The 25,524-nt window shown below is 41.9% G+C and carries 25 protein-coding genes and 1 pseudogene; 16 read left to right on the top strand and 10 right to left on the bottom strand.

The window, feature by feature from the left end; translation table 11 throughout:
- Positions 1-54 precede the first annotated feature (54 nt).
- Positions 55-1,038, bottom strand: coding sequence for a DUF1517 domain-containing protein (locus D1367_RS24075; RefSeq protein ID WP_118168798.1), 984 nt, complete (start codon positions 1,036-1,038; stop codon positions 55-57).
- An 838-nt stretch (positions 1,039-1,876) separates the two neighbouring features.
- On the opposite strand from D1367_RS24075, the gene D1367_RS24070 reads away from it, so the two are divergent.
- A complete protein-coding gene (locus tag D1367_RS24070; RefSeq protein WP_118168796.1) occupies positions 1,877-3,094 on the top strand; it encodes a glycosyltransferase family 4 protein in 1,218 nt (405 codons plus the stop codon).
- 421 nt (positions 3,095-3,515) lie between these two features.
- Here D1367_RS24070 and D1367_RS24065 read toward each other — a convergent pair whose 3' ends face one another.
- Positions 3,516-3,911 (bottom strand): hypothetical protein, encoded by a 396-nt coding sequence (locus D1367_RS24065; RefSeq protein WP_118168794.1) that lies wholly within the window; start codon positions 3,909-3,911, stop codon positions 3,516-3,518.
- A 788-nt stretch (positions 3,912-4,699) separates the two neighbouring features.
- On the opposite strand from D1367_RS24065, the gene blaOXA reads away from it, so the two are divergent.
- Positions 4,700-5,602, top strand: coding sequence for a class D beta-lactamase (gene blaOXA / locus D1367_RS24060; protein WP_220450976.1), 903 nt, complete (start codon positions 4,700-4,702; stop codon positions 5,600-5,602).
- On the opposite strand, the gene thiS is transcribed toward blaOXA, so the two are convergent.
- Positions 5,599-5,811 carry a sulfur carrier protein ThiS gene (gene thiS / locus D1367_RS24055; protein ID WP_118168792.1) on the bottom strand — a complete coding sequence of 71 codons (213 nt, stop codon included), beginning with the start codon at positions 5,809-5,811 and terminating at the stop codon, positions 5,599-5,601. The two genes, blaOXA and thiS, sit on opposite strands and share 4 nt — an antisense overlap.
- A gap of 101 nt (positions 5,812-5,912) precedes the next feature.
- On the bottom strand, positions 5,913-6,968 hold the full coding sequence (locus tag D1367_RS24050; protein ID WP_225892427.1) for a thiamine phosphate synthase: 1,056 nt from the start codon (positions 6,966-6,968) through the stop codon (positions 5,913-5,915).
- A 617-nt stretch (positions 6,969-7,585) separates the two neighbouring features.
- On the opposite strand from D1367_RS24050, the pseudogene D1367_RS24040 reads away from it, so the two are divergent.
- Positions 7,586-8,812, top strand: a pseudogene (locus tag D1367_RS24040) (RNA-guided endonuclease InsQ/TnpB family protein).
- Between the two features lie 207 nt (positions 8,813-9,019).
- Here the strand turns inward: D1367_RS24040 and D1367_RS31250 are convergent.
- The gene (locus D1367_RS31250) at positions 9,020-9,157 is read right to left on the bottom strand and encodes a hypothetical protein (RefSeq protein WP_181984947.1); all 138 of its coding nucleotides are present in this window, start codon (positions 9,155-9,157) and stop codon (positions 9,020-9,022) included.
- 120 nt (positions 9,158-9,277) lie between these two features.
- Between D1367_RS31250 and D1367_RS24035 the strand changes: the two genes are divergently transcribed.
- From D1367_RS24035 to D1367_RS24020, 5 genes are all read left to right on the top strand, one after another.
- Positions 9,278-11,131 carry a DUF1565 domain-containing protein gene (locus D1367_RS24035; RefSeq protein ID WP_118168786.1) on the top strand — a complete coding sequence of 618 codons (1,854 nt, stop codon included), beginning with the start codon at positions 9,278-9,280 and terminating at the stop codon, positions 11,129-11,131.
- A gap of 202 nt (positions 11,132-11,333) precedes the next feature.
- Positions 11,334-11,633, top strand: coding sequence for a hypothetical protein (locus tag D1367_RS24030; RefSeq protein ID WP_118168784.1), 300 nt, complete (start codon positions 11,334-11,336; stop codon positions 11,631-11,633).
- A 51-nt stretch (positions 11,634-11,684) separates the two neighbouring features.
- Positions 11,685-12,029, top strand: a complete 345-nt coding sequence (locus tag D1367_RS24025) for a DUF433 domain-containing protein (RefSeq protein ID WP_118168782.1) — start codon at positions 11,685-11,687, stop codon at positions 12,027-12,029.
- Positions 12,030-12,241: 212 nt separating this feature from the next.
- Entirely contained in the window at positions 12,242-12,418 is a 177-nt protein-coding gene (locus tag D1367_RS31245; RefSeq protein WP_181984946.1) for a DUF6888 family protein, read from the top strand.
- Positions 12,415-12,594: a DUF6887 family protein gene (locus tag D1367_RS24020; RefSeq protein ID WP_100899738.1), complete on the top strand. Its 180-nt coding sequence runs from the start codon at positions 12,415-12,417 to the stop codon at positions 12,592-12,594. The genes D1367_RS31245 and D1367_RS24020 overlap by 4 nt, the downstream gene beginning before the upstream one ends.
- 580 nt (positions 12,595-13,174) lie before the next feature.
- On the opposite strand, the gene D1367_RS33450 is transcribed toward D1367_RS24020, so the two are convergent.
- Positions 13,175-13,393: a hypothetical protein gene (locus tag D1367_RS33450; protein WP_476739231.1), complete on the bottom strand. Its 219-nt coding sequence runs from the start codon at positions 13,391-13,393 to the stop codon at positions 13,175-13,177.
- Positions 13,394-13,611: 218 nt separating this feature from the next.
- On the opposite strand from D1367_RS33450, the gene D1367_RS24015 reads away from it, so the two are divergent.
- Entirely contained in the window at positions 13,612-14,037 is a 426-nt protein-coding gene (locus D1367_RS24015) for a hypothetical protein (protein ID WP_118168780.1), read from the top strand.
- Positions 14,038-14,171: 134 nt separating this feature from the next.
- On the opposite strand, the gene D1367_RS24010 is transcribed toward D1367_RS24015, so the two are convergent.
- Positions 14,172-15,401, bottom strand: a complete 1,230-nt coding sequence (locus D1367_RS24010; RefSeq protein ID WP_118168778.1) for a TetR family transcriptional regulator — start codon at positions 15,399-15,401, stop codon at positions 14,172-14,174.
- Positions 15,402-15,573: 172 nt separating this feature from the next.
- Here D1367_RS24010 and D1367_RS24005 point away from each other — a divergent pair, with 172 nt between their 5' ends.
- Both D1367_RS24005 and D1367_RS24000 read left to right on the top strand, forming a co-directional pair.
- Positions 15,574-16,431 carry an acyl-CoA desaturase gene (locus D1367_RS24005; protein ID WP_118168776.1) on the top strand — a complete coding sequence of 286 codons (858 nt, stop codon included), beginning with the start codon at positions 15,574-15,576 and terminating at the stop codon, positions 16,429-16,431.
- 161 nt (positions 16,432-16,592) lie between these two features.
- Positions 16,593-17,039 (top strand): DUF29 domain-containing protein, encoded by a 447-nt coding sequence (locus D1367_RS24000; protein WP_118168774.1) that lies wholly within the window; start codon positions 16,593-16,595, stop codon positions 17,037-17,039.
- A gap of 941 nt (positions 17,040-17,980) precedes the next feature.
- Here D1367_RS24000 and rppA read toward each other — a convergent pair.
- Positions 17,981-18,679, bottom strand: a complete 699-nt coding sequence (gene rppA, locus D1367_RS23985) for a two-component system response regulator RppA (protein WP_118171636.1) — start codon at positions 18,677-18,679, stop codon at positions 17,981-17,983.
- A gap of 75 nt (positions 18,680-18,754) precedes the next feature.
- Here rppA and hisG point away from each other — a divergent pair, with 75 nt between their 5' ends.
- Entirely contained in the window at positions 18,755-19,399 is a 645-nt protein-coding gene (gene hisG / locus D1367_RS23980; RefSeq protein WP_118168770.1) for an ATP phosphoribosyltransferase, read from the top strand.
- Positions 19,400-19,583: 184 nt separating this feature from the next.
- Here hisG and D1367_RS23975 read toward each other — a convergent pair whose 3' ends face one another.
- Positions 19,584-20,078 (bottom strand): hypothetical protein, encoded by a 495-nt coding sequence (locus tag D1367_RS23975; protein ID WP_118168769.1) that lies wholly within the window; start codon positions 20,076-20,078, stop codon positions 19,584-19,586.
- 357 nt (positions 20,079-20,435) lie between these two features.
- Positions 20,436-21,536, bottom strand: coding sequence for a D-alanine--D-alanine ligase family protein (locus D1367_RS23970; protein ID WP_118168767.1), 1,101 nt, complete (start codon positions 21,534-21,536; stop codon positions 20,436-20,438).
- A 357-nt stretch (positions 21,537-21,893) separates the two neighbouring features.
- Here D1367_RS23970 and D1367_RS23965 point away from each other — a divergent pair, with 357 nt between their 5' ends.
- The 4 genes from D1367_RS23965 (at position 21,894) to D1367_RS23950 (ending at position 25,511) form a co-directional block, all read left to right on the top strand.
- Positions 21,894-22,667: an S-layer homology domain-containing protein gene (locus D1367_RS23965; RefSeq protein ID WP_118168765.1), complete on the top strand. Its 774-nt coding sequence runs from the start codon at positions 21,894-21,896 to the stop codon at positions 22,665-22,667.
- Positions 22,668-22,670: 3 nt separating this feature from the next.
- Positions 22,671-22,796 carry a hypothetical protein gene (locus D1367_RS32920; RefSeq protein ID WP_267255615.1) on the top strand — a complete coding sequence of 42 codons (126 nt, stop codon included), beginning with the start codon at positions 22,671-22,673 and terminating at the stop codon, positions 22,794-22,796.
- A gap of 98 nt (positions 22,797-22,894) precedes the next feature.
- The gene (locus tag D1367_RS23960) at positions 22,895-23,197 is read left to right on the top strand and encodes a WG repeat-containing protein (protein ID WP_244944961.1); all 303 of its coding nucleotides are present in this window, start codon (positions 22,895-22,897) and stop codon (positions 23,195-23,197) included.
- Between the two features lie 622 nt (positions 23,198-23,819).
- Positions 23,820-25,511 (top strand): NAD-binding protein, encoded by a 1,692-nt coding sequence (locus D1367_RS23950; protein WP_118168761.1) that lies wholly within the window; start codon positions 23,820-23,822, stop codon positions 25,509-25,511.
- Positions 25,512-25,524: the final 13 nt, after the last annotated feature.

The raw sequence follows: 25,524 nt of genomic DNA, 5'->3' as shown, positions 1-25,524 counted from the left end.
CAACAGTCAACAGTCAACGACTTTAATGTGGAATAATTTATTTTTTGGAGTTCCCTAAACAAGTCTCAAATCAGGATAATTGGCTAGTACATCATCAGATGTCAGGGTATCATTTTCAGCTTGCGGAGTCCAAAGAACTTCAATTGCCAGAAGTTTCTCACTGGGGATACTACCAATTTGCCGCAAAGCTTGACGCAAATCATCAGCACTGTTAATCGCTGTGGGGATTTCAAACTTACCTAATGTCGCCGCCAGCAAGGTGACGATAATGTATTCACCAGGGCCTTCGGTAAATAGGCGGGTGGGGTTGTCGAGTTCACCAGCCGGAGGTAAAGCATCTTTGGCAAGGGCTGCTTTTAGCTGGTTGTTGACGTTAGAAATAGTTTCTTCGCTAAACTTGCTGCGTTCTGCCAGTGACAGGCGATTAAACTGACTTTCAGCTGAATTTAAACTAGCTTGTTGAGTGCCACCACCTGCATATACAAAGTATTCGGGATGGCGGAGTAAAGCTAGGCTGGCTTCTTGGAGAACTTCTGCTCTCCCCTCTGGAGTGTTAGTATCAGCAGTTTCAGCAATGTGGTTGAGTTCATTTTGCAATTCACGGGCTTGAGCTAACAAACCTACTTGCAAACGAGTCACAGAAACCGGAGAGTTACTGGTGTAATCTGCTTCACCAGTTTCACCGCCAGAGACGCGGCGGAAAGTTTGCAATATAAAATTAGCGATCGCAAAGAAGATTAAGATGCTAAATAGACCACCAAATCCTCCGCCAATACCCCAGAAAGGAAGTAGGAAGGGAAAGCCAAAACCACCACCAAAACCACCACCAGGATAATATCCGCCTCCGCCAGGAGGTGCATAAGTGCGGGGTGTATAGGTGCGGCTAGAAGGTACTCTAAAGGAGCCACCACCGATTCGACCCCCACTGCGGGCCGCTAATGCTCCATCGGCGTGGCTAAGAATCAAAGTTAACACTAGTCCTAGCGCTAAGAAGCTTTTTAACAGTGGTTTGATGGTTTGTTGTAGTTTTTTACGCATAATACTATCGCTTGGAAAACTGAATTATTTATGATTTCTCCCCATGCTGGTAGGAGTGTTGCGGTATGTCGCTAAGGCCAGCCTGTAAAAGCTTGCTTTGTAGCATTCACGTAGCATAGCCTTTTAAAGGCTACATATTCAATTTACCGCGTCTTCTGTTGGGTAGGCAGCGATCGCAGGGGGGATTTCTCGACTGGGGAACCGTACCTTAAGATATGTTCACAATTATAGAAACTATTGTTGCTAGGTTTTGGACTAGCACTTTACATAGCTTTATAAGGCTTTCCTCGTTCCCAGGCTGCGCCTGGGAATGCATTCATTGAGTCAGAGACTCAATTTCTAACTGGAAGCAGCAACCCCTAATCAGGCATTCACAGGCTCCGCCTGGGAACAAGATAAACAAGGAATAATGGTAAATCGAGCTTTTTTCGACTTATGTGTACACCGTAGCCTTAAAGGAAGAGAGAAATAGAAGAGAGGTTTCCCGGATAAGAGTGAAAAGTTCAGAACAGCCTAGAGGATTCAGGATATTCTATTGAACTTAGCTAGATTTCCTAATTTTCGCAATAGTTGTTTACTGATCAATTTAGTTACATACAAGTCTTAGCTTTTATTTATTGTTCATCATGCACATAAATTCTCAAGTAGTGAGAAATTTGGAGCAAAAATAAAATCAACACAATAAAAAAACAATCTTTCTGGCTAATCTTGTAAAATCGGCTGCAAATTTGTCTACCACATTCGTTTTAAAAGAAATAAAATAAGAATTAAGGCTTTGAAAATAATCCTAATTGTAAATAAATTAAAAATTATTTGAAGTAAAGTTATCAGCTTTATTATGGAACATATTTCTCAACTAACAGCCGAAATCAGAGACAAAGCTGCATACCCAGATATCCTAGTCATATCCCGGATTTTCCTGCCGAAAGAAGCTGTAATTGGGGAATATATTTACAATCGCTGTCTCCAAGATCCAGAACGAGTAATTGTGCTGGCGGCTAGTTGCTCAGGAGACAAAGTATTTGATCAAGGTCAACAGTTTCCCGTGTATCGCTGGTTTTATCCTAGATATTGGGGTAGTGGCTTTGTGGAAAGTATCGTGAAGCCTTGGGTAAATATCGTCTGCTCATTTGTCTTAGCAATCAAACTCTATTTTCGCTATCACTACCGTTATATAGAGTGGGGCCACGGCTATGATTTCCCTTCGCTGTTGCTATTGAGTTATTTATTACCTATTCGCTATTTTATCTATCTGCACGGCAATGATTTTCATTGTACTTTACACAATCCAGTGCTGCGATCGCTATTTAGATTAACACTTCATAGAGCCGAAGGCATTGTTTGTAACAGTTCTTATACAAGAGACTACCTCAGAACTGCTTTCCGATTAGATACTCCTACCCACATCATTAACCCAGTAATTAGACCAGAAAAATTTGGTAATAATGTAGCAAGCCCCAGTAGCCTTGATGATTTACGTGTTCGTGTGCGTCAGGCGTACAACATTCCCGATTCAGCAATAGTTATTCTCTCCATCGGCAGGCTAGTAAAACATAAAGGTTTCGACCAAATAATTGATAACATCCCACTATTGCTAACTTTTGGGGTCGATGTCCACTATATAATCTGTGGTCAAGGGTCAAGCGAATCTAAACTGAAATCTCTGGCGCATCGTTTGCGGGTAGATAAGCGCATCCACTTTGCCGGATATGTGCCTGAGCGAGAATTAGCTGGTTATTATGCTGCTTGCGACATATTTGCCATGCTGACTTTATTGGATACTAAAGCTAATAGCATGGAAGGTTTTGGTATGGTTTATTTAGAAGCAAGTTACTTCGGTAAGCCGATAATTGCCCCTCGCTTAGGCGGTGTTCTAGACACAGTTCAGCATGAAGAGAATGGAATACTGGTTAATCCCAATTCTGGTTATGAAGTGTTTCAAGCTTTCAATCGGTTGTGTAAAGATCAGCAACTACGTGAGCAACTTGGCCGCAAAGGTAAAGAATTAGCCAAGGGTCGAACCCTTCATAGATCCCTTTACAAATCAGAGGGATAAACGCGATTTTGTAAGATGAATTCACCTTGAGCGAATGCTAAAAACTAATGTCACTGAAGTACATATAGGGGGTAGGAGGCGAGGTTTGCTCATGCGTGTCAACTTAAGTTACAAATAGCTTATCTGAAAGCTTCCCCACCCGCCTTGAACTAAAGTTCTTTGGCTTTTAGCTAAAGTCTACTCAAGTAGACTAAAGATTTTTGTCTATATTTAGTCATCTTCAGATGACTTTCGCTATTATTCTTGGAACTTCAGTTCCTTGCGGGACATGGCTTTTAGGTTAATTTGACACCAATGAGCTTTGCTCGCCTGCTCACACAGCCCTGAGGAGAATGGGAAACGCTGCGCGTAGCTTGCTTCCCCACAGGGGTACAAGTGGTGAAACCGCAAGGGCGCAGTGGCTCCCTAAGCTACACCAATTTTAGAATTCAGGACTTAATGGCGCGCTGGCAAGAGCGATAATTCCACTAGTATTAAGAACTATGGTATTACTTCCCTGCCGACGAAAACTTACAAAGTCATCTGAAGCAAGCCTCGGTGACAATCTTGGTTGAAATGAGGTTCTTGAAGAATTATATAAAATATATTCTCCATCATAATCACCAGTTTCTCCAGGTTGTAAAACTTGGCGTTCTGCCAGTACGGACGCTCCAAAATTATAAAAAGCTCTCGTCTCACCTGAATCATTGATAACTTGAAAACCTCCAGTAATTTCAGAGGCTTCGTCGAAGCTTAATTCAGATAATGAACCTTCATTAAGGTCATCAAATCTAATAGAAAAAGAATCTTTTTCAGTTTGAGAAGTTGTTTTCAGCATTATAGTACTCCAAAAATACTTCAGCTAATAAAACATAATTCAGTAGCCAGAATTAAGAAATTTAATTCTGTGTAACTGGTGGATAAATAAATGGGTTGAAGCCTCACACCGAAATAAAAGTTTGGTGCTTTAGTAGAAAGTGACGGTTTTGAATTTTCTACTAATTGATTCTAAATTCTGAATTCTGAATTTTGTATTATTATTGATAATGATGCCAAAATATAAGAATTCTGTCAATCAACTTAAAGTTGTTTAATAACTCTCTAAAAAGAATAATCTAGGCGGCTGGAAATCGATTCTATGTAAGCAAAGTCTGCTTCCGCGCCCTAATACTAAAATAGGGGTTTTAATTTTATTTGATGAGAGTATTTTGAGAAATTTTCCACGCTGCTTTAACTAATTCTGGCGATAATCCAGCAGTCTGCCAAAGCAATTATCGCTTTTCTCTGCGCCTCTGTATAAGATTAATATAAGTGCTATTGATAAATAACCTATAATACTAATTCACAAAAACTCTGATATAGGACTCATATTTGATTTTTGAACAAAACTCAGTACACCTTTATTCTTTGTTCCCAGTCCCCAGTCCCCAATCCCCAGTCCCTTACCTCTACAAGTGATTCAGAAATCAAATCGGATTGCTATACATATATATTTATTAAAATGGCAATGCCATGCCATTAGCAACTCATTTGTATGATTCTTCAACTTAAATTGTATAATCAATAGCTTTGAAAATGAGCAATATTGCAGTGTAGAATCTTGCTGGTGATTCCATGAAATATGCAATGAAAAATATCTTGTTTCGTATGTGGCGATCTCTTGGGCGTTACCGAACACAAGCTGTTATATTTACAGTTATTGGATGTATTGCTGTATTAAGTGTAATTACCTTTGGGGCAATGTATGTTGTGGCTCAACCTGCTTCAACCTCATCTGAACGTCTTACTATTAAAACACCAAATTTGGGGCGACACTTTCAAGAATTCGGGCGTGAAGGCTCAATATTGATTTACGATTCAAAAAATAACCGCTTCTATGAACACAATCCTCAACGTAATGTAACTGCGATCGCTCCAGCTTCGACATTCAAAATTTTTAACGCGCTGGTAGCTTTAGAAATAGGTATAGTCCCTGATGATGTGGCGGTTCTAACTTGGGATGGAATTCACCGAGAAATTGATGCTTGGAATCATGATACGAATTTGCGTCAAGCCTTTAAAGATTCAACTGTTTGGTTCTATCAAGTACTAGCACGTAGGGCTGGATATGAACGAATGCAGCAATTTATTAACAAAGTAGGTTACGGAAACCGTCAAATTGGCACAGCCGCAGACATTGATCGTTTTTGGCTACAACAGCAGTTATTGCAAATTACACCCAAAGAGCAAATTAAGTTTTTGCAACGGTTATATCAAGGCGATTTGCCTTTCTCCCAAAGGACAATAAATCTTGTCAAAGATATTATGATACGCGAACAAACTCCAGACTACACACTGCGGGGGAAGACGGGATGGTTAACAAGTACCAAACCAAACATTGGTTGGTTCGTAGGTTATTTAGAGCAAAATAAAAACGTCTACTTTTTCGCAACAACCCTTGATATGGATAAAGCAGAGGATGCACCCGCCCGCATCGAAATTACACGACGTAGCTTGAAAGATTTGGGCTTGCTGACTCAAATCAACTAACCACCGCCAACAATAGTTACCACTTCTAAGCGATCGCCTGGTTGCACTTTTGTTTGCGCCCAAAACTGGCGGTGTAAAATTTCGCCATTATATTCTACAGCCACCAAGCGGGGATTGAAACCCAATTCTTGGAGCAAGTCGGGTAAAAAAGTTTGAAACAAACAGCTATGGGTTTCCCCATTTACCTGAATGGTAATCTCATTAGACATAAATAATGTGGGGAGTGGGGAATGGGGAATGGGGAATGGGGTATTAGGTATTGGTTACTTACTAATGACAAAGGACTAATGACTAATGACTAATGACTCTTTTAAAATTCTGGTTTAATGCGATTGAGTTGGGAGAGCAAATATTGAGTCACTAGGGTGGGCTGTTCGGCTTGCATGAGCGATCGCACCACCGCTACACGTTCGGCTCCCGCATCGATCACATCATTGATATTATTGGCATCTATTCCTCCAATGGCAAACCAGGGAATTGAGCAGTTTTTAGCAGCATAGCTGACATATTCTAAACCTGTGGCTGCCTTACCTACTTTTGTCGGAGTTTCATAAACTGGCCCCACGCCAATATAATCTACACCTTCCGCAATTGCTGCTTGCATTTCTTCCTTATTTGTGGTAGAAAGACCTATCAGACGTTGCGAACCGAGTAATTGCCGAGCAACAGCAATGGGCATATCTTGTTGTCCTAGATGCACCCCATCTGCATCGACAGCTAAAGCTACATCCACGCGATCGTTCACAATGAACAAAGCACCGTAGATATGGCATAACTGGCGAAGTTTTCTAGCTTGTTCCAGACGCAAAGAATCATCGGCGGTTTTGTCGCGGTATTGTAAAAGCGTTAAGCCCCCTTTGAGTGCAGCTTCGACGTTGTTCAACAAAGTTTCATGTGGGGAAGTAACAAGATACAAATGCGATCGCCATAACAATTGATGGCGCTGATGACCCATTAAACTACTTTCTAGGGTATAAACCTGATAGCGCATCTGCTTACAAGCTTTGGCCATAGTTGGGTGATAAAGCTTGCTGTATTCTTCCAACACCCGTAATGCTTCTTCTATCCGGCAAAAATTAGCTTGTAACACCGATTTGATACTAGCTCGTTGTTCTTCTTGAGGATGGGTTAACTCAGTCCCAGGATCGCCTGGTGTATCTCGCGCCGCCCGCAATTCTGAAGTATGCCACTTGGCTACCTCTTGTCGCAAACGCTTACATTCAAGAGCCAGCTGGGCATTATTCAACCCAAAGCGACACCATTCCTCAATAATTCGCAAGCCCTCACGAGCGCGATCTAAATTGGCATCTAAAATGCGGTAGACAACTTGTTGTATCTGCTCTTTTTGGCTGTATGGCTCGACCATTAAAACAACCCCGTTAGTGCTTTCATCGAAGTGTGAATGATCATATATCCTAGTTACCATAAGTTAATTAATTTGCTTTTTTTTACTCAAGTTTTGCAGAATATACGTAAAATACGTAGTAGCAAGGGTTACGGGAAATTATCCCATTTTCCTATAGGCAGTGATAAGGGTAGTTTGAGGCTACAGTTTTGCACTAAGGTTAGTCAAGTATTTTAGGGTAAACAACAAGCCTACAAACGACTAGCGCCGCAAGGCGGAAGTCAAAAGTATTATGGTATGGAATCGGCTTTTTAGCTAAATCAAAAAGAAGCCCCACATCTGACCGAAGGCAGTGTGGGATGAATTTTTGGATGATGACGAATTGACCAACAACTAATTCAATCCTACGGATTGAGAGGGCAGTTGGTCGATGAGGAATCATCAGTCTTGGAGCTTGGCAACCTATCGATCCAATCCTCAATTATTTGTGTCACTGTTTTATCCTTATTTGCTGCATACTGCCTCAGCTTGTTTAATCTACGTGTTGACATTCTGACACTTAATCTAGAATTTTTCATAATGGGTACACAATGTTTACCCTTTTAGGATAAAGTATATCTGGTGCTGAGAATCAAGAAATGAGGATTGCATACCAGTACAAGCTACGTCCAACAAAAGTGCAAGCCGCAGAGATAGATAGATGGTTATCTATGTTGTGCGCTCAGTATAACTATTTGTTGGCAGATAGATTTAATTGGTACGAACAAAACCGTAGTCCTGTCAATGCTTGTCCACTAGTTTGTCATCTCCCAGAATTAAGAGATAATCCAGACTACTACTCTCAAAAGAAAACATTGCCTGAACTGAAGAAAAGTCATCCCCATTACGGTGATATTTATTCACAAGTTTTGCAAGATGTTGTCAAGCGAGTTAAGGTAACTTTTGACAGATTTCTGAAAGGTGATAGCAACGGTCAGAAAAGTGGCAAACCAAGGTTTAAATCTAGAAGTAGATACAAAACCTTCACTTATCCTCAGATGAAAGAAGACTGCTTGCAGGATAACTTGATTAATCTCCCAAAGTTGGGGTTAATAAAAGTTGTTTTGCATCGTCAACTACCTACTGGTTTCAAAATTAAAACTGCTGCTGTCACCAAAAAAGCAGATGGATACTACATCACTTTAAGTCTAGAAGACCCTACAGTTCCTACTGTTAAGCCCGACGTTAATCCCGAATCGATTACTGGCATTGACTTGGGATTAAAAGAGTTCTTAACAACTTCTGAAGGTGAAGTTGTTGCTATTCCAAAACATTATAGAAAAGCACAAAAACGCAACATAGTGGTTCAGAAGCGAGTATCTAGACGTAAAAAGGGCAGTAAAGGGAGACAAAAAGCAGTTAAGCAACTAGGTAGGCAACATAAAAAAGTTGCTGACAAACGTCGGGATTTTCACTTCAAAACTGCTAATGATTTACTCAAAAAATATGATGTCATAGTCCATGAGGGTTTAAACATCAAAGGACTTTCAAAGTCCAAACTAGCAAAGTCAGTTCATGATGCTGGGTGGTCAAGCTTTTGATCAATTCTTGCAAATAAAGCCGAAAATGCTGGTTTGCTTGTGATAGCTGTTAACCCAAAAAACACATCTCAAGATTGTTCTAATTGTGGGGCTAAAGTTCCTAAAAAGCTGCATGAGAGATGGCATAGTTGTCCTCATTGTTCATGCAACTTGGATAGGGATCATAATGCTGCGATTAATATAAAGAAAAGGGCGGTAGGGCATTCCGTTCTTAAAGCCAAGAGTCTCCTAAGCAATAGCCGGATTGTCTTGGAAGCCTACACTTACTGCGAAGCAGAAGTGTAGGAGATGTCACGGATTTTAATTGGCGATCGCCTAGCGTGTCCTTGAGGACAAGGTATTCTTGAACAGACACAATATCATTTAGGGACTTCCAATAAATAAATTATCCATCTTGTGGGGTGGGCATCCTGCCCGCCCTGAATACGGGACGGGTGAGGACACCCATCCCACAAAAAAATTTGGGATGTTTTTTTATTTGTCAGTCCCTTATTACCCTGTTTTAAAAATCGCCACTCGCTCAATATGTAAGGGAACTCCAAAAAATAAATTATTCCACATTAAAGTCGTTGACTGTTGACTGTTGACTGTTGACTGTTGACTGTTGACTGAAAACTCGTGAACCGTCAACGGTCAACAGTGAACAATAGCAATGGAATATTTTTTTACTTGGAAGTCCCTAATATTATCGACATAATACTCTTAGAGAGTATAAGAATATATGGTTACTTGCGAGGAGTTGTGTTAAATATGATTCACCATCGTGTGTTACCTAAGTACCATAGAGTAGATATTATGCTTGCGAAGCTTAAGTTTATGAAATCAGCAAGGCTTTTATTTTTTAGTTTATCAGTATTATCTTTTACCGTAGGCATGGGAACGGCGTCCCTGAGTAGCGCGTTAGCGGAGCTCGCCGGAGGCATCGCTCAGATGCCATCGACACCAAATTCAGCACCTCTGGTTGAGAAAAAAAATTCTCATAACGTGCTGTTTGTCAACCCAAATGGTGGAGATGACACAGGCAATGGCAGCGAATCCGCTCCTGTGAAAACGATTACTCAAGCGTTGCGATTAGCTAACGCCAACACTGTAATTATGCTCTCCACGGGCAGTTATAGCGCCGAGACAGGAGAAGAATTTCCCTTAATAATGAAACCGGGTATTTCAATTCAAGGCAACCCTAGCAATCAAGGTAAGGATATTGTAATTCAGGGAGGTGGTGATTACCTGAGCCGGAGCTTTGCCGGTCAAAATGTCACAATTGTTGGAGCAAACCAAACCTTGCTCACTGGGGTAACGGTGACGAACCCAAACCGCCGTGGTTACGGTTTATGGATTGAATCAAGTAATCCGGTAATCGCAGACAATACATTTACTGGCAGTACCCAAGATGGTATTTCTGTCTGTGGTAATGCTGCACCTACCATTAGTAAGAATTATTTTGATCGCAATGGAGCCAATGGCATCACAATTGCTGGTAACTCCAGTCCCAAAGTAAAGGAAAATGTATTTCACGAAACGGGTTTTGGCATCAATATTGCCCAAAATGCCACTCCTATAGTCATAGGGAATCAAATTCAGAACAATAGATCGGGAATTGTAGTGCAAGCAAATGCCCGCCCGATTTTACGGAATAATATTATTCAAGATAATAAAGAAGATGGTTTAGTTGCGATCGCTCAAGCAATGCCAGATTTGGGTAGTGCATCCGAACCTGGGGGTAATCAATTTCAAAATAATGCTCGCTACGATATTAACGCCAGCGCTGCTAAACAGGTGATTTCTGCTGCTGGTAACAACCTGGTGAGCGATCGCATCACTGGTAAGGTAGATATCAATGGTACAACAGCACTTGCAACCCAAAATTCTCAACCTGCCCCTGTCTCTAACAATGTGTTACGAGAAATACCACCAAGCGGGGAAATCACCTTCTCGGCTCCCGAAATATCTGAAACTACTAATAGGCAAACCAGCAACAGCATTTCAGCAAATAATCCTGTTCCTAGACAATTAAACAGTCAATTGCTGCCATTGTTGCCAGCTAAAGTACCGCTTTCCACGCCCATATCCAATCAACAGCAACCCACCTCTAAAGTTGCCGGCTTTCCTACTCCTAGCAGCTTGTCGGCTAGACAAATACCAACTAACACTTCAAGAGTTGCAACTCCCAGTCCAGCCCAGCCATCTGATACACCACAGTTGAATTATGTGCGGATTGAGCCTAATACGATTGAGTTTACTGCTCCTGAGTACCCATCCAATTCAGTTGCACAGCAGCCATTACCAATACAAGAAACTGCTGCTCCAGGTGCTTCTGCACTTTTACCACTTCCTGATAACAATATCCAAACAAGTTCTGCAAGTATTCCAGATGGCGGTAACTCTGCAAGAGAATTTGGTGTACGTTATCGCGTAGTAGTGCCATTAGCAACTAATAAAGATCAAGATTTAGTGCGATTCCTTGCTCCTGGTGCGTTTCCCACTGTTTGGCAAGGTCAAAAAGTTATGCAAGCAGGAGTATTTAGCAGTGAATATAACGCTAAAGAAATGCTCAAAACACTCTATACCAACGGTTTAAGAGCCATTATGGAGCCGTTGAATTGAGTAGGGAATTGGGCACTTGTACTGAGCGACTTGTGCCGAGCGACTTGTGCCGAGCGACTTGTGCCGAGCGACTTGTGCCGAGGTAAGCCGAGGTAAGCCGAGGTAAGCCGAAGTATGGGGCAAAAGAGGCGGAGGATACTTTCACGCTTTGATCGCCCCTGAATTCAAATAGCATAGAAGCAGATAACCACAAAACCGCACTATGACTCCACAACTCGAAGCTGCGATCGCTGCCATCCAACTGCTCTCATCTACAGAACGTCAACAACTGCTGCAAATCCTTACCCAAAGCAATTCATCCTCATCCTCTCAAACCGATCTTAAAAATCTTAGTAATCAGTTTTGGCAAGACACCACGCTCAAGCAGCTACTCGCCACCCAGACCCCTATTACCGTTCATAACCTCAAATATCTCGCTGCTAACTTTTGGCCTGAAGAAGACTCCATTGAGGATTTTCTCACCTTCCTGCGACAGCAGCGCCAAGAAGCGATCGCTCTTTAACGGGTAAAGTAAACTGAAGACAGAAATACCACAAATCCAAGAATTGCCCCCATGAGCGTTCAAATCGAATTTCAGGTTACCGCTCCACCGTTTCGTTGGGATGAAGCTGGAGGTATTCGCATTGGTCAGAGCCGCGTTACTCTCGATAGCTTGCTAGCAACATACCATAACGGCTCTACACCTGAAGAAATTGCTGTTCAGTATCCCGTTCTCTGTTTAGGGGAGATATACGCAGCGATCGCATATTATCTCACCCATCGCCAAGAAATCGACAATTACCTAGAGCAGCGTCGCAAAAAAGCTCAACAACAGCGAAATCAATTTGTCCAGCAGTATAATTTAGCTAATCTTAGGCAGCGCTTACGCGATCGCTATCAGCCCCAAGGAGAATTATAGCCAGTGCGTCTATTGACTGATGAGAACTTCAATGGTTCGATATTGCGGGGCTTGATTCAGACGTTTAACTGGATTGGATATTGTTCGTGTCCAAGATATAGGTCTAACATCAATCTCTCTTCACTTTTCAGCGGAATTTATAATTGACAAAAGCAATGTTATCCCAACTTGTCACGAATGAACCGATTTAATTTTATTCTATGGTAAAAGGTATGGAACCGACCATCCAGCAACTTAAAGCATTCTTTGACTTTTGTGTTCGGGCTAGTAATTTGTTTAGAGATATAGCATTGGTTAGATTTGATGAGAGGACAAGCCGAATCGTGATTTTGATAGGCGAAACCATCCAAGTAGAAATTCTTAGTAACGGGGAGAACATTATCCGATGACAGACTATTTAACTCTTAATGAGCAAGAATTAAGACAATATGTGATATCAAACCCCCAGGATGAGGAGGCATTTCAGCATTACCTCAGCATCATGAGAGCGAAACCGGGGGTAGTGGTCAGCACTCCAGAACAATTAGAGGCTGAGTTAAAACGGCGTATTAATCAAGCTAGTTAACATAGAACCCGTTACTGACATTCCAGTGAATTTTGGGACTTGCCTTTATTCAGCAACGCCGATATTACCGCGATCGCACACCCTTATATCTGCGCTGATTTGGCGACTTGCGTGTTGCAGTCAGCCTAGCAAATATGAAGGTCAGATCCTTTTCATTCCTTTTTTTAATTGTCATTGGCGATCGCCGGTCAAAATGATATCAATTGCTTTAAGAGAGCGATCACGGGTCAAAATAAAATAAATTGACTTGAGAGAGCGATCGCTTTTCTAATGTGGAAGAGGCGATCGCGGTTTCATCAAAGCAACAGATAATTTATAATTTTTTTACTACACTACGTTAGTGCCGCATTACACCTTCTGTACATCCTTACCCCCCTTAATCCCCCCTTGTAAAGGGGGGAAACCGGAAAATCTTGTTCCCTCCCCTTTACAAGGGGAGGGTTAGGGTGGGGTAATTCGAGGACTGGTAATAATTGGATAACTTATGTGTACACCCTAGCCTTTCCAAAGAGACTCTTATAGTTGAATTATATTTATGATACTTTTGAGCGCGATCGCCTTTGCCATAAGTTGGGTTGAGTTAAAGAAACTCATCATTTAATACTCCAACACGACTTTGAAGTACCTCAATACGACTTTGAAGTACCTCAACACGACTTTGAAGTACCTCAATACGACTTTGAAGTACCTCAATACGACTTTGAAGTACCTCAATACGACTTTGAAGTACCTCAATACGACTTTGAAGTACCTCAATACGACTTTGAAGTACTTCAATACGACTTTGAAGTACCTCAATACGACTTTGAAGTACCTCGATACGACTTTGAAGTACCTTTTGCTTATTTTATGTAACTTTTTTGACGGATTTAATAAATTTTTCAGTATAATCCACTAAAAATAATTAGGTCGATCTTAATTTGCTTGAATTTTTCCGAATTATCTCTCAGAGAAGTTTATTGTTGCATTGGCTACAGTACATACAGTAATCCTATAACTTCTTCAGGAGCGCATCTCATGGCACGACTAAAACGCAGTTCACCAGATTTAGAAAAGGCTCTCCGTCGAATTGCAGGAATGCGATCAATTAGCCCAACGCTTGAATTTGGCAACGGATTAAATTTGACAAACTACGACAGCCACATCCAAAACTTGCAAACCCAGCTATCAACCTACAACACTTTACTCTCTACCATAGATGAAATGGCAGGTCGCCTCTCTCTAATTGAAAAAGAATTGCGCGGCTACTCTGAAAAGATGTTAATGAGTGTGGCAACCCATTATGGCAAAGACAGTCTGCAATATATCCAGGCGGGAGGCAAGCCACGCAAGAAATTATCACGCCGTTCGAGCAACACCCAATCCCCATCTGAGAGTACAGCTACAATCTTGAATGGTGCAAACAACAATGGTAAACAAGAACAGTTAACAGTTAACAGTTAACAGTTAACAGTTAACAGATTTAAATCTCCATCTTGAATGGTGCAAACAAGAATGGTAAACAAGAACAGTTAACAGTTAACAGTTAACAGTTAACAGTTAACAGTTAACAGTTAACAGATTTAAATCTTCACTCTCTACCCTGGCTTATGATCCAAACGGGTAGCTTGCTCTAGGGCAGCTTTTTCTTTGGCTCGGCGGACATAGGGTTGTAATTGGGCGCGATCGCAACCTGTTAAAATACTCAAATTCTCCAAGGTAATCCCCCGCATTAACATTTCTACGCGCCAGGTTTGTTGTGCTTGTGCTATGGCTGGCGTTTGTCCTTGGGGGGTTAACAGTCCATCACTCCATATTTGCCAACGTGTCTGAAGCTCTGATTCTGAAAGCGGTTTGCCTGTTTCATTCAAAAACATGGCTGTTTGAGAATCTTTACGGCTTTTTAGCCATTTGATTAGAGGATTATTAGTGAAAGAGCCATAACGTTTGCCCAAAATCCACTGATTAACAGGTACTTGACGGACGAATCCGGGAATTGTGATTTGCAAGAAGTGCCCTTGAGTATCGTAGATTTGGTGCGATCGCTCTAAGCTGATTATTTCTGTGGCAGATAACCCAGCCCCAAATAACACATAAGCTAAGGCATAATCTCGTACACCAAATTTTCTAGCTTGTTGCAAAATTTCGTGAACTAAAGTAGCAGGCAAATCAGCAACTTCTGTGGTAATGAACCCTCCTTGTAAAGAGTTTGTTGCTGATTCTGCTGAGGATGACATGGCTCCATGTAAAAACAATTCCACCAAATTTTCCAGAAAATCATCGCGATCCTCCCAAAGTTCGTGAAATTCGCTGGTAAACTCAATTACGGCATACCCCAAGATCATCCCATTCAGCAAACTGGCTAATTTTTCTGCCGGTAAGTAGGTGTTTAGGTGTCCTTGCTGGATTACAGTAGCTAAATACTGAGCTACATAACGGTTTGCCTCTGTTACTCCCCTGCCTAGTGCGCGGCGATTTTCTGCCGGGAATTGGTCGGCTTCACCTACCACAGATCGGACAAACTCTGGCACTCGTTCTAATGCATGTAAGCTGTCACTTGCATAATCTTTCAGAGCTTGGTAGACATTGCCGGGAGGCGTTGCCCGCCGCACCAGCGACTCACCTAAATCCTTGAAAGCTGCGGACTCTTCCAGCACAGCCAAAAGCAGCCCATGCTTATTGCCAAAATTCCGAAATAGAGTCACTTCGTTGACTTCGGCTTTTTCAGCAATTTGGCGGGTTGTGGTAGCGCTGACTCCGTGAGCAGAAAACAACTCAAGTGCAGCTTGAATAAGGCGTTGACGAGTTGAAACGAGTTGAGATGACATAGAAAAATGCAAGTGGCACTTGCACGCATATCAGAGTTCTGCTAGCATAACAAATGTAAGTGATACTTGCTTTCCTCCACTGTAGCGAACTAGTATACAGGGTGGGTAAATCCTAGTGGGATTATGCCCAAGAAAAAGCAGATCGCTTCATGATCCATCAATAGGAACTTTTATGACCGCAAATTTTGGGGCGATCGCCCCTGAGAGAGGCAACTCACCTCAACTCAGTTGGACGAATGTAGTATTTTTTGCTACATTTCATGCTTTAGCACTTCTGTCTCCTTGGTTTTTCTCCTGGTCAGCATTAGGTTTGCTAGTGTTTCTGCACTGGTTATTCGGGAGCATTGGTATTTGTTTGGGATATCACCGACTACTGAGCCATCGGAGTTTCCAGCTTCCTAAGTGGTTAGAGTATGCGATCGCCCTCATTGGAGCGTTAGCTTTGCAAGGTGGGCCAATTTTTTGGGTAGGTGGACACCGCCAGCATCACGCCCACACAGAAGATATTAATTTAGACCCCTACTCTGCCCAAAGAGGCTTTTGGTGGAGCCATATACTATGGATTTTCTACCCACGCCCAGAATTTTTTGACTATGACACCTATAAAAAATATGCCCCTGATTTAGCAAGACAACCCTATTATTGTTGGTTAGATCGCTACTTCTTGCTGTTGCAAATACCCTTCGCGCTGCTGCTTTATGTCTTAGGAGGATGGCCTTTCGTATTCTACGGAGTGTTTCTCAGATGTGTATTGCTTTGGCACTCAACCTGGTTTGTGAACTCAGCATCACACCTGTGGGGTTATCGCACCTTTGATGCCAATGATGGCGCTCGTAATCTTTGGTGGGTATCCATTGTCACTTATGGAGAAGGATGGCATAATAACCATCATACTTATCCCCACATGGCAAAATCTGGGTTGTCTTGGTGGGAGATTGATGTTACTTGGTGGAGCATCCTAGTTTTGCAGACTTTGGGTTTAGCCAAAAAAGTTGTTTCGCGTCCTCCTCAAGGTGCAACTCACGGCTAAATTGCAACTAAATTATCATGAATTTGTTAAGCCGATTGCTTTTTGCAGTTGGCTTAATAAGCTATTAGGCATTTTAAGGGTATGCCGTGCCCCTACACCTTGCTTATCATTGTTGTTAAACCCTTCGGTTAAACTATTCCTAAAGCACTCTAAAGTTTTTTATGACTCAATCACCAGTAAAAACTCTCTATGTAACAGACTTTGCATTATGGATTGAGCAGACTGTCAACAGCTTAAAATTCCAAGATTATAGCAATGTAGACTGGGAAAACTTAATTGAGGAAATAGAAGGATTGGGGAGGAGAGATAGACGGGAATTAGAAAGTCGTTTGACAACTTTATTTGAACATACCTTAAAACGGAATTATGTAAATTTACCAGAATGTTATGGTGGTTGGGAAGCAACAATTAGCCGCACACAACAGGAATTAAGTCGTATTCTTAGAGATTCCCCTAGTCTACGTAATTATTTTTTAACTATATCTGATGAATGTTATCAAAATGCACATAAAAACATGAGTAAGGAATATGAAATAAAATTTCCTGATGATTGTCCTTTTCCTAATAATGTAGAAACATTATTGAATGATAGTTTTTGGTGTTGTTAAAAACCTGTACTCATCAGTTTTTGGTAATACCTGCATATATTTTAACAGAGAGATTGTCTCACCTAAAGGCTTGACTTGTAACCTTTGTGGCTATTTGTTGCTTTTGTATTGCATTTGGATTGCTGGGGTTCAAAATGAAACGATAAAGCCAAATATTGGAATCAATAAAGCATCGTGTCGAATCACCAGCGTTCATTTGCTTCTTCTCTGGTGAATGGTTTGAAACCTGCGATCTGGATAGGATTTGTTGGTGTTTGGGAAAAATCTCGAAGTTATCCAGGATTAACAACCCAGAATACCGGTGACACATATAGTTTTTCTGACTATCATTCAGATGCGGTACAACATTACATCACGAGGTGTAGGGGCATGGCGCAATGCCCATTGGTGTCAACTTAAGCTAAAATGCATGTCCCACAGGCGTTTTACCCCCCTTAATCCCCCCGATAGATTGGGGGGAGAAAAGAAATCTAGTTCCCTGCCCAATATATCGGGGAGGGTTAGGGTGGGGTAACGCGGATAGTGATGGGAAGTCAGAGAACTGAATATCACGTCTTGACAAGGGTTTCACGTTAAGTTGACACGCATGGGCACTGCCTATAGGTGTCAACTTAAGCTAAAAATCGCTTATCTGTTGGCTTCCACGCCCGCCTCGAACTAAAGTTCAAGGCTGATAGCTAAAGTCTACTGAAGTAGACTAAAGATTTTTCGTATTATTTAGTCATCAAAAGAAGACTTGAGCTAAAAGCCAAGGAACTTCAGTTCCTTGCGGGACATGGCTTTTACGTTAAGTTGACACCAATGGGCAGTGCCATGCCCCTACGGGTGTACCTTATGTAAACGAGAACCGCTATATCCAGAACCCTTGTCTTGACGTAGCACTGCCACGTCAAAACAATTCATTTTCACTCATATCTCTATTGTGATTTGAAAACAGGCAGCTAAACTGATTCCACTGAGGAAGCACCAAAACGATAGCCTTTGCCGTAGACTGTATGAATTAGCGCAGTTTCTTTACCTACCTCAATCTTACGACGCAGCAAACGAATCAATGCCGCGATTACATTACTACTGGGTTGTTCTTCCTCTTGCCACAAATTTTCCATAATTTGGGCATGAGTCATTAGTTGCCCAGTGTGTTCCATAAAATATTGCAGCAACTGGCTTTCTTTTTGCGATAACTCAATTATTCTTCCTTGGCGATAGGCTACTTGATTTTCACAATCGAGTTCTAAATCAGCGACGGTTAAACGTCCAGTGGTGGTTTCATAGGTTTGGGAACCGGAACGACGCAATAAAGCCCGGACTCTCGCTAGTAACTCCCGCAGTTCAAAAGGTTTAACCAAATAGTCATCTGCACCAGCATCTAAACCTTGTACGCGGTCATCTAGAGTATCTTTAGCTGTGAGAAACAGTACGGGAGTGGTTTTGCCTTGTCGTCGCAATTGCTGACAAATTTCTAACCCCGTTTTTCCTGGCAGCATCCAATCTAAAATTAGTAGGTCATAACTGCCTGTTTGTGCATGTTCGTTGCCACTTGTGCCATCGTAAGCGGCATCGACAGTATAACCCTCACGAGTTAATAAGCGACTCAAGGGTTCAGTTAGTTCAACTTCATCATCAACTAATAAAATTCTCATGCTGCTTGTGGTAAGCATATAGAGATATTCTCAATATTATTCAACTGCCAGAACGCCAAGGATACGAAAAAAAGAATGCTGACTGTTGCATTGCCAAAAGGGGAACTCCTTAAAAATAGCATCCGCCTGCTACAATCTGTGGGATTAGATTTTAGTGCTTTTTTAGATTCAGGTACTCGCCAACTTCAAATTCCTGACACTAAGGGAGTTGCAAAAGCTTTGTTGGTGCGGGCGCACGATGTACCTGTTTATGTGGAATATGGTCAAGCACAACTGGGTGTTGTCGGTTACGATGTGCTGCGGGAGAAGCAGCCGCAAGTTGCCCACTTGGTGGATTTGCAGTTTGGGCATTGTCGCATGTCGGTGGCGGTAAAAGCATCGAGTTCTTATCGATCGCCAATAGATTTACCAGCGCATGGTAGAGTTGCTTCAAAATATGTCAATTGCGCTCGTGAATATTTCCACAGTCTAGATTTACCTGTGGAAATAGTACCGTTGTATGGTTCAGTTGAATTAGGCCCAATTACTGGAATGTCAGAAGCGATCGTGGATTTGGTTTCTACAGGGCGGACTTTGCGCGAAAATGGTTTGATTGAAATTGCTACTCTCTATGAAAGCACGGCGCGGTTAATTGCCCATCCTTTGAGTTACCGCATGAACACGGGTAATTTAAGTGATGTGATTGCCAAGCTGCGAGAAGCCGTTTTGGTAGAGGTTTAAATATTAGTTGTAAAGACGCGAAATTTCGCGTCTTTACAGGGTTTTGGTAACAAACTAATCAATCAGAACTTATGAGACAGACCACTAGTTTGGGGGTTTAAGTCTCCTGCTTCTATCAAGTAGCGCGAATTGAAGCCTAAGCTAAATCCCCGTCACAAAACGTAATTGCGAATTGCGAATTGGTTTAATGCTGGCGTAAAATTGCAGACAATGAACTATCTTTACGAAGATCCATCAAATCTGCTAAAGATTCTGTGCGCGTATCCAAGTGGTGCTTGTGTTCTGCTGGCAGAACCGTCACCAGTTGTTTTGTTTTAAGTGGCATCTGCATAATCGGCATCAGTTGTTGCTGTGGTACAAAAACTGGTTGATTCTTGGGAAGGCGTGGTTCCAATTTTTGGTAATTGCTCTGTGCCAAGCGTACCTGATGACGCTTAACCTGTTTTTGGACTTTATTGCTAATCTTTGTCCGGTTGAGCATTCGGAAAATGAGCAAGCAACCACTACCACAGCACAGGACGATCGCAGCTACCATCCATAAAGGTGTAGGATTACTATTCTCAGAGGGCGCATTGATTGGTTGTTCAACTATAACCGGGATTTTTTCTGGTTCTTCTTGTGTTACCTGTCCAGCATTACCTAAGCTATACAGGGCAAAGGCACCTCCTCCTAAAAACATGGCTAAACACCCAGTTAACAATAGCCAAGGATGATGTGCAACCAGATATATCAGAACGTTCGAGCTTTGTTTTACTCTCGATTTCCTTTTTGTCAGCTCTGGAGTAGCCCTTCTGAGTTGGGTTGGCTCACGCTGTACACTCTGACTTTTTTCCATGATTACTTTCAGATTTGTACCCCTCTAGTGAATAAATTGTACTGGAGGAGTCAAGCATCAGGTATCCGTAACAAAATTTCCGATTCAAGTAGCTTTTTTGTAAAATATAGGCTACCAAATCTGGCTAATTTTTGTCAAATTTATGTATTTATTTTGACTTTTCGCCGTACTAATTTAAAATCAGTTTGCTGATTTTATCCCTCAGCTAGGAGAATGCCTTTCGATCGCAAGCTGAATTAATCGATCAACTAATTCTGGAAAGGAAATTCCACTATGGGCCCAGAGTTGGGGATACATACTAGTCGCAGTAAAGCCTGGTAACGTATTTATTTCATTAATCAAAACTTCTTGTGTCGCTTCCACATAGAAGAAATCTACCCTTGCCAACCCCGCAGCATCAACAGCTGCAAAAGCTTGCAAAGCCATGTCCTGAATTTGACGCGCGATCGCATCTGGAAGCGATGCAGGTATCAGTAAATCTGCCCGACCCTCAGTATATTTAGTTTCATAGTCATAAAAATCGCTGTTGTATGTAATCTCTCCAATGACAGAGGCTTGGGGTTGATCATTACCTAAAACGGCACACTCAACTTCTCTTGCTACGACACCCGCTTCGACAACTAATCGGCGATCGTAACTAGCAGCATTATCTAAAGCGGCTTCTAATTCTTGGCGCGATCGCACTTTGGCAATACCCACCGATGAACCCAAGTTAGCAGGCTTGACAAAAGCAGGATAACCTAATGCTGCCTCAATGTCATCACACAGTTTTGGAAACACACAAGGATTAGACCAAACTTGCGTTCTAGTTATCGCTTTATATTTTACCTGTGGTAGTCCCGCTTGCTCAAAAGCCATTTTCATGGCAATTTTATCCATTCCCAGTGCGGAACCTAACACCCCAGAACCCACAAAAGGGACTTGCATCAAAGTTAGTAACCCTTGAATTGTCCCGTCTTCACCGTTGGGGCCGTGGAGAACGGGAAACCAAACATCCACTTGGGTAACTTGAGAGGGAGATTCCCACTTACTCAGGGTTTGGGCTTGAGGGTTAGATGTGAGATTTCCAACAAATGTTGATTGTTCAGATTCTAGTAGCGGATTGCCGGTTGCTAAAACCTTTTCGGGTGCTTCTCCAGCAAGAGTGCGTCCATCTTTTTGGATGTAAAAAGGCAGGATTTCGTACTTATTAGCATTTTGCTCTGCACTTAAGGCTTTAGCGATCGCCCGTGCTGATTTGATCGAAACTTCATGTTCTCCCGAACGACCGCCAAACAATAACCCCACGCGCAGCTTAGTCATTTTGGGTTCCTCGACACTTCTCAAGCAGATAGCGTATCATAACCTACGAAAGTTGCCATATTTTTCTTTTATTTCTTTTAGGGTTAGGACTAGCCCTTTGAAAGTGGCTCAATAGCTCTGTGATTGAATTAATTACTTTTAAACCGCAGAGGCGCAGAGAACACAGAGTAAAGAGATTCAAGAGACTTCCAAGTAAAAAAATATTCCATTGCTATTGTTAACTGTTGACCGTTGACGGTTCACGAGTTTTCAGTCAACAGTCAACAGTCAACGACTTTAATGTGGAATAGTTTATTTTTTGGAGTTCCCCAAGAGAAATTTTTGGCTAGAAAAAACTCTACTATGTGAGGTGTCAAAATTTTTTCAGATATTCAAAACCACTGGGCAAAAGCATCTATTCTCGCAGCAGCCAAGCAAAATATATTCAAAGGTTATGTAGACGGGACTTTTCGTCCCAATGCACCTGTGACTCGTGCTGAATTTGCGGCGATTATTTTCGTAGCTTTACCGAAACAGCCATTATCTCGGACTGCGATAACTTTTACAGATGTACCCGCCAATCATTGGGCGGCTAAAGCGATCGCCCAAGCATATCAGACAAAATATCTGTCTGGATATCCTAATTCTGTTTTCAAACCCAATGAACTAATCCTGCGTGTGCAAGCAATAGCAGCTTTAGCTTCCGGGTTAAATTATGGGGTGACAGTAGACCCGATAAATACTTTGAAAAAATATTACAGTGATTTCGGGCAAATTCCCAGTTATGCGACGAGTGCGATCGCAGCCGCAACTGAAAAGCGGATTATTGTTAACTACCCAGATATCAAAAGCTTGCAGCCAAACCAAAGCGCTACCAGAGGCGAAATAGCAGCATTTATTTGTCGAGTTCTGGAAATTCCTACCGTACCTTCCAAGTATATTCCGGGTGTAGAACTGTTCGTGATTCCCCCACAATTTGATGCTGCTGATGATTTTGTGGAAGGATTCGCACGGGTGCAAAAAGGTAATCAGTGGGGCTATATCGACAAAACCGGAAACTTTGTGATTACGCCACAATATGATGAAGCTCATCCTTTTTCAGAAGGATTGATATTAGTAAAAGAAAATATAAATAAATCAAACCCTACATAATTCATGGAAATTCGTGGTATTTGGATTACTACAACGGCTAGCGAAGTTTTGAACTCCAGAAAAAATATTGCTGAGGCGATGAACTTTCTCGCCGAAACAGGATTTAACGTAGTATTTCCTGTTGTTTGAAATAACGGCTCGACTAACTATCGTAGCCAAGTAATGAAAGAAAAAATCAAAATAAAATTAAATTTGAGTTAGATGATGCTGCAATTTTTTCTGGAGGTTTGGCATTAGTTAAACTTGCGAATAAATTCGGCTATATAGATAAAGAAGGAAATTTTATTATAGAGGCACAATTTGATGAAGCTGATATATTTTCGGAACGATTAGCTCCTGTTAAAAAGGGAGGTAAATGGGGATATATTAATCAGTTCGGTGAGTTTGTAATTCAACCAGATTTAGATTTTGCTAAACCTTTTTCTGAAGGTGTAGCATTAGTTAATATTGGTGGAGAATTAAAACAAGATAAGGAACAAGAGAAAGCATATTTTCTGGGAGGTAAATGGGGATACATTCGCAAACCCTAAAAGGGGAGTATCCCAAATGTGCAAAAACCTTGATAGCCCTCATCCCCTAACCCCTTCTCCCAAAGATGGGAGAAGGGGAACTAGAATTATGTCTCCCCTCTCCCAAAATTGGGAGAGGGGCTGGGGGCAATACAGTTCAGTTAAGCCCAAAAACCTTGGTAAAGACGCGAAATTTCGCGTCTCTACAGGTCTAAAATTAGTACCAAAAATCCTTAACTGAACCGTATTGGGGCTGGGGGTGAGGGAAAAGATTTAGTAACTACACGAGATACCCACAGACGTAGGTTTCATTACAATACGCTTGGGTTAGAGCCAAAAACCTTAAACTGCGTAGGTTGGGTTGAGGAACGAAACCCAACATTTATCAGAATTTGTTGGGTAACACTAAAGTTCAACCCAACCTACGATTATCCTTAACTGAACTGTATTGGGTTTCATTAGTCCACGAACGTGGACTTAGTTTGTGTAGTAGCGAATTCTATCCGCCTAATACTCTTGAAACTTCCAGCCTCCAATTAAAACAATCGTGTTGTCAGCTACAGTTATATTCCAAGGAATTGGGCAACAATATTAATAACTAACTAGAAATGCAGCCCTACCTGTACAAAGATGCTGCCGTTTCATGAAACCCAGAATTATTGTTTGTGGCTTAGGACGTACCGGATATAAAACCTTTCGTCTGCTGAGACATCAGGGAGCCTTCGTTGTTGGTATTCATCACCAATCTATCTCTGGCGAAACAGCAGGAGATGTGATTGTTGGTGATTTAGAAGCAGCTTCTACCCTAACAGCAGCAGGAATTCAACAGGCACACACTCTAGTCATCGCTGGATCTAAAGATGCTCTGAATTTGTCTATTATGATGCAAGCGCTGGTGCTGAATCCCCAGATTCGGATTATCAACCGTTTTTATAATACAAATTTGGGGGAGCGCCTAGATCAAAGTTTGCCAAATCACTTGAGTATGAGTGTTGTCGGATTAGCAGCACCCGTATTCACCTTTGCAGCAATGGGAAATCGAGCGATCGGACAAATCAAGTTATTTCAGCAAAATTGGCCAATTCACGAAGAATACATTGATGAAAACCATTTCTGGAAAGGTCTAAAGCTGAGTGAATTGTGGGAAGATCGATCGCGGATGCTGATTTATTACTTACCAGTAGAAGGTGAGATGGATTTGGTGTCAGGTGTAATATCTGGACAAGAGATCAAGGCAGGCGATCGCTTAATTATTGGCACCCAACCCCGCATCCGTACCCCCCGGAGATCATTGATTAAAAAACTGCTGAAAGTCTTCACCAATTTTAGGCAGTTTCAGGAACACGGGCGATCGGTAGTGATGGGTGCTATTGTACTTTTGGCGGTTATTCTAATTGCTACATTCACCTATATGTCGGCTGAGTTGAGTTTGTCTCCTGTCGATGCTCTATATTTTTCTGTCGGCATGATTACCGGAGCCGGTGGTAATGATAAAGTAGTAGAAAATGCTCCTAACACTATTAAGTTATTTACCGTTGTCATGATGCTGGTTGGAGCAGTGGTGATTGGTATTTGGTATGCAATGCTCACCGATTTTGTCTTAGGAAGCCGTTTTAAGCAATTTTGGGATGCAGCCCGAATTCCCCAGCGATATCACTACATTGTCTGTGGCTTGAGTGGTATTGGAGTGAGAATTGTCCAGCAACTCCACGCCAGTGGACATGAAGTTGTAGTAGTTGAACCAGACTCCAACAACAAATATATTAACACCGCCCGCGAACTAGGTATCCCCGTCATTCAGGGCGATGCCAGTTTCCGTACAATACTCAAATCCAGCAATATAGACTCTGCCGCCGCAGTGCTTGCTGTTACTAGCAATGATGCTACCAATCTGGAAATTGCCCTCAAAGCCAAGGGACTGACACCCAGCATTCCGGTGATTGTTCATTATGCCGATCCCGATTTTGCTGGCATAGCGCAACAGCTATTTGGCTTCGAGGCTGTACTGAGTCCGGCTGAACTAGCAGCCCCAGCTTTTGCTGCTGCTGCATTAGGGGGACGCATCCTTGGCAATGGCATCACAGCAGATAGTCTTTGGGTGGCTTTTGCGACTGTGATTACACCTTCACACGTCTTTTGTGGTCAGTGGGTAAAAGATGTAGCGATGTCTGCTGATTGTGTACCTTTGTACGTAGAAACAAACCATCAAACTCTTCATGGATGGGATTTATTAGAAACTAACCTCAGTGCTGGTGATGTTTTATATATGACAATGCCAGCGACGCGCTTGTATCAATTATGGCGGGGTGATCAAGTTTGTGAAGTACACGCTTAAATAATTCGTAATT

This window comes from Nostoc sphaeroides (genome assembly GCF_003443655.1).
GTDB lineage: Bacteria > Cyanobacteriota > Cyanobacteriia > Cyanobacteriales > Nostocaceae > Nostoc > Nostoc sphaeroides.
This window is presented reverse-complemented; position numbering and strand designations above follow the sequence as displayed.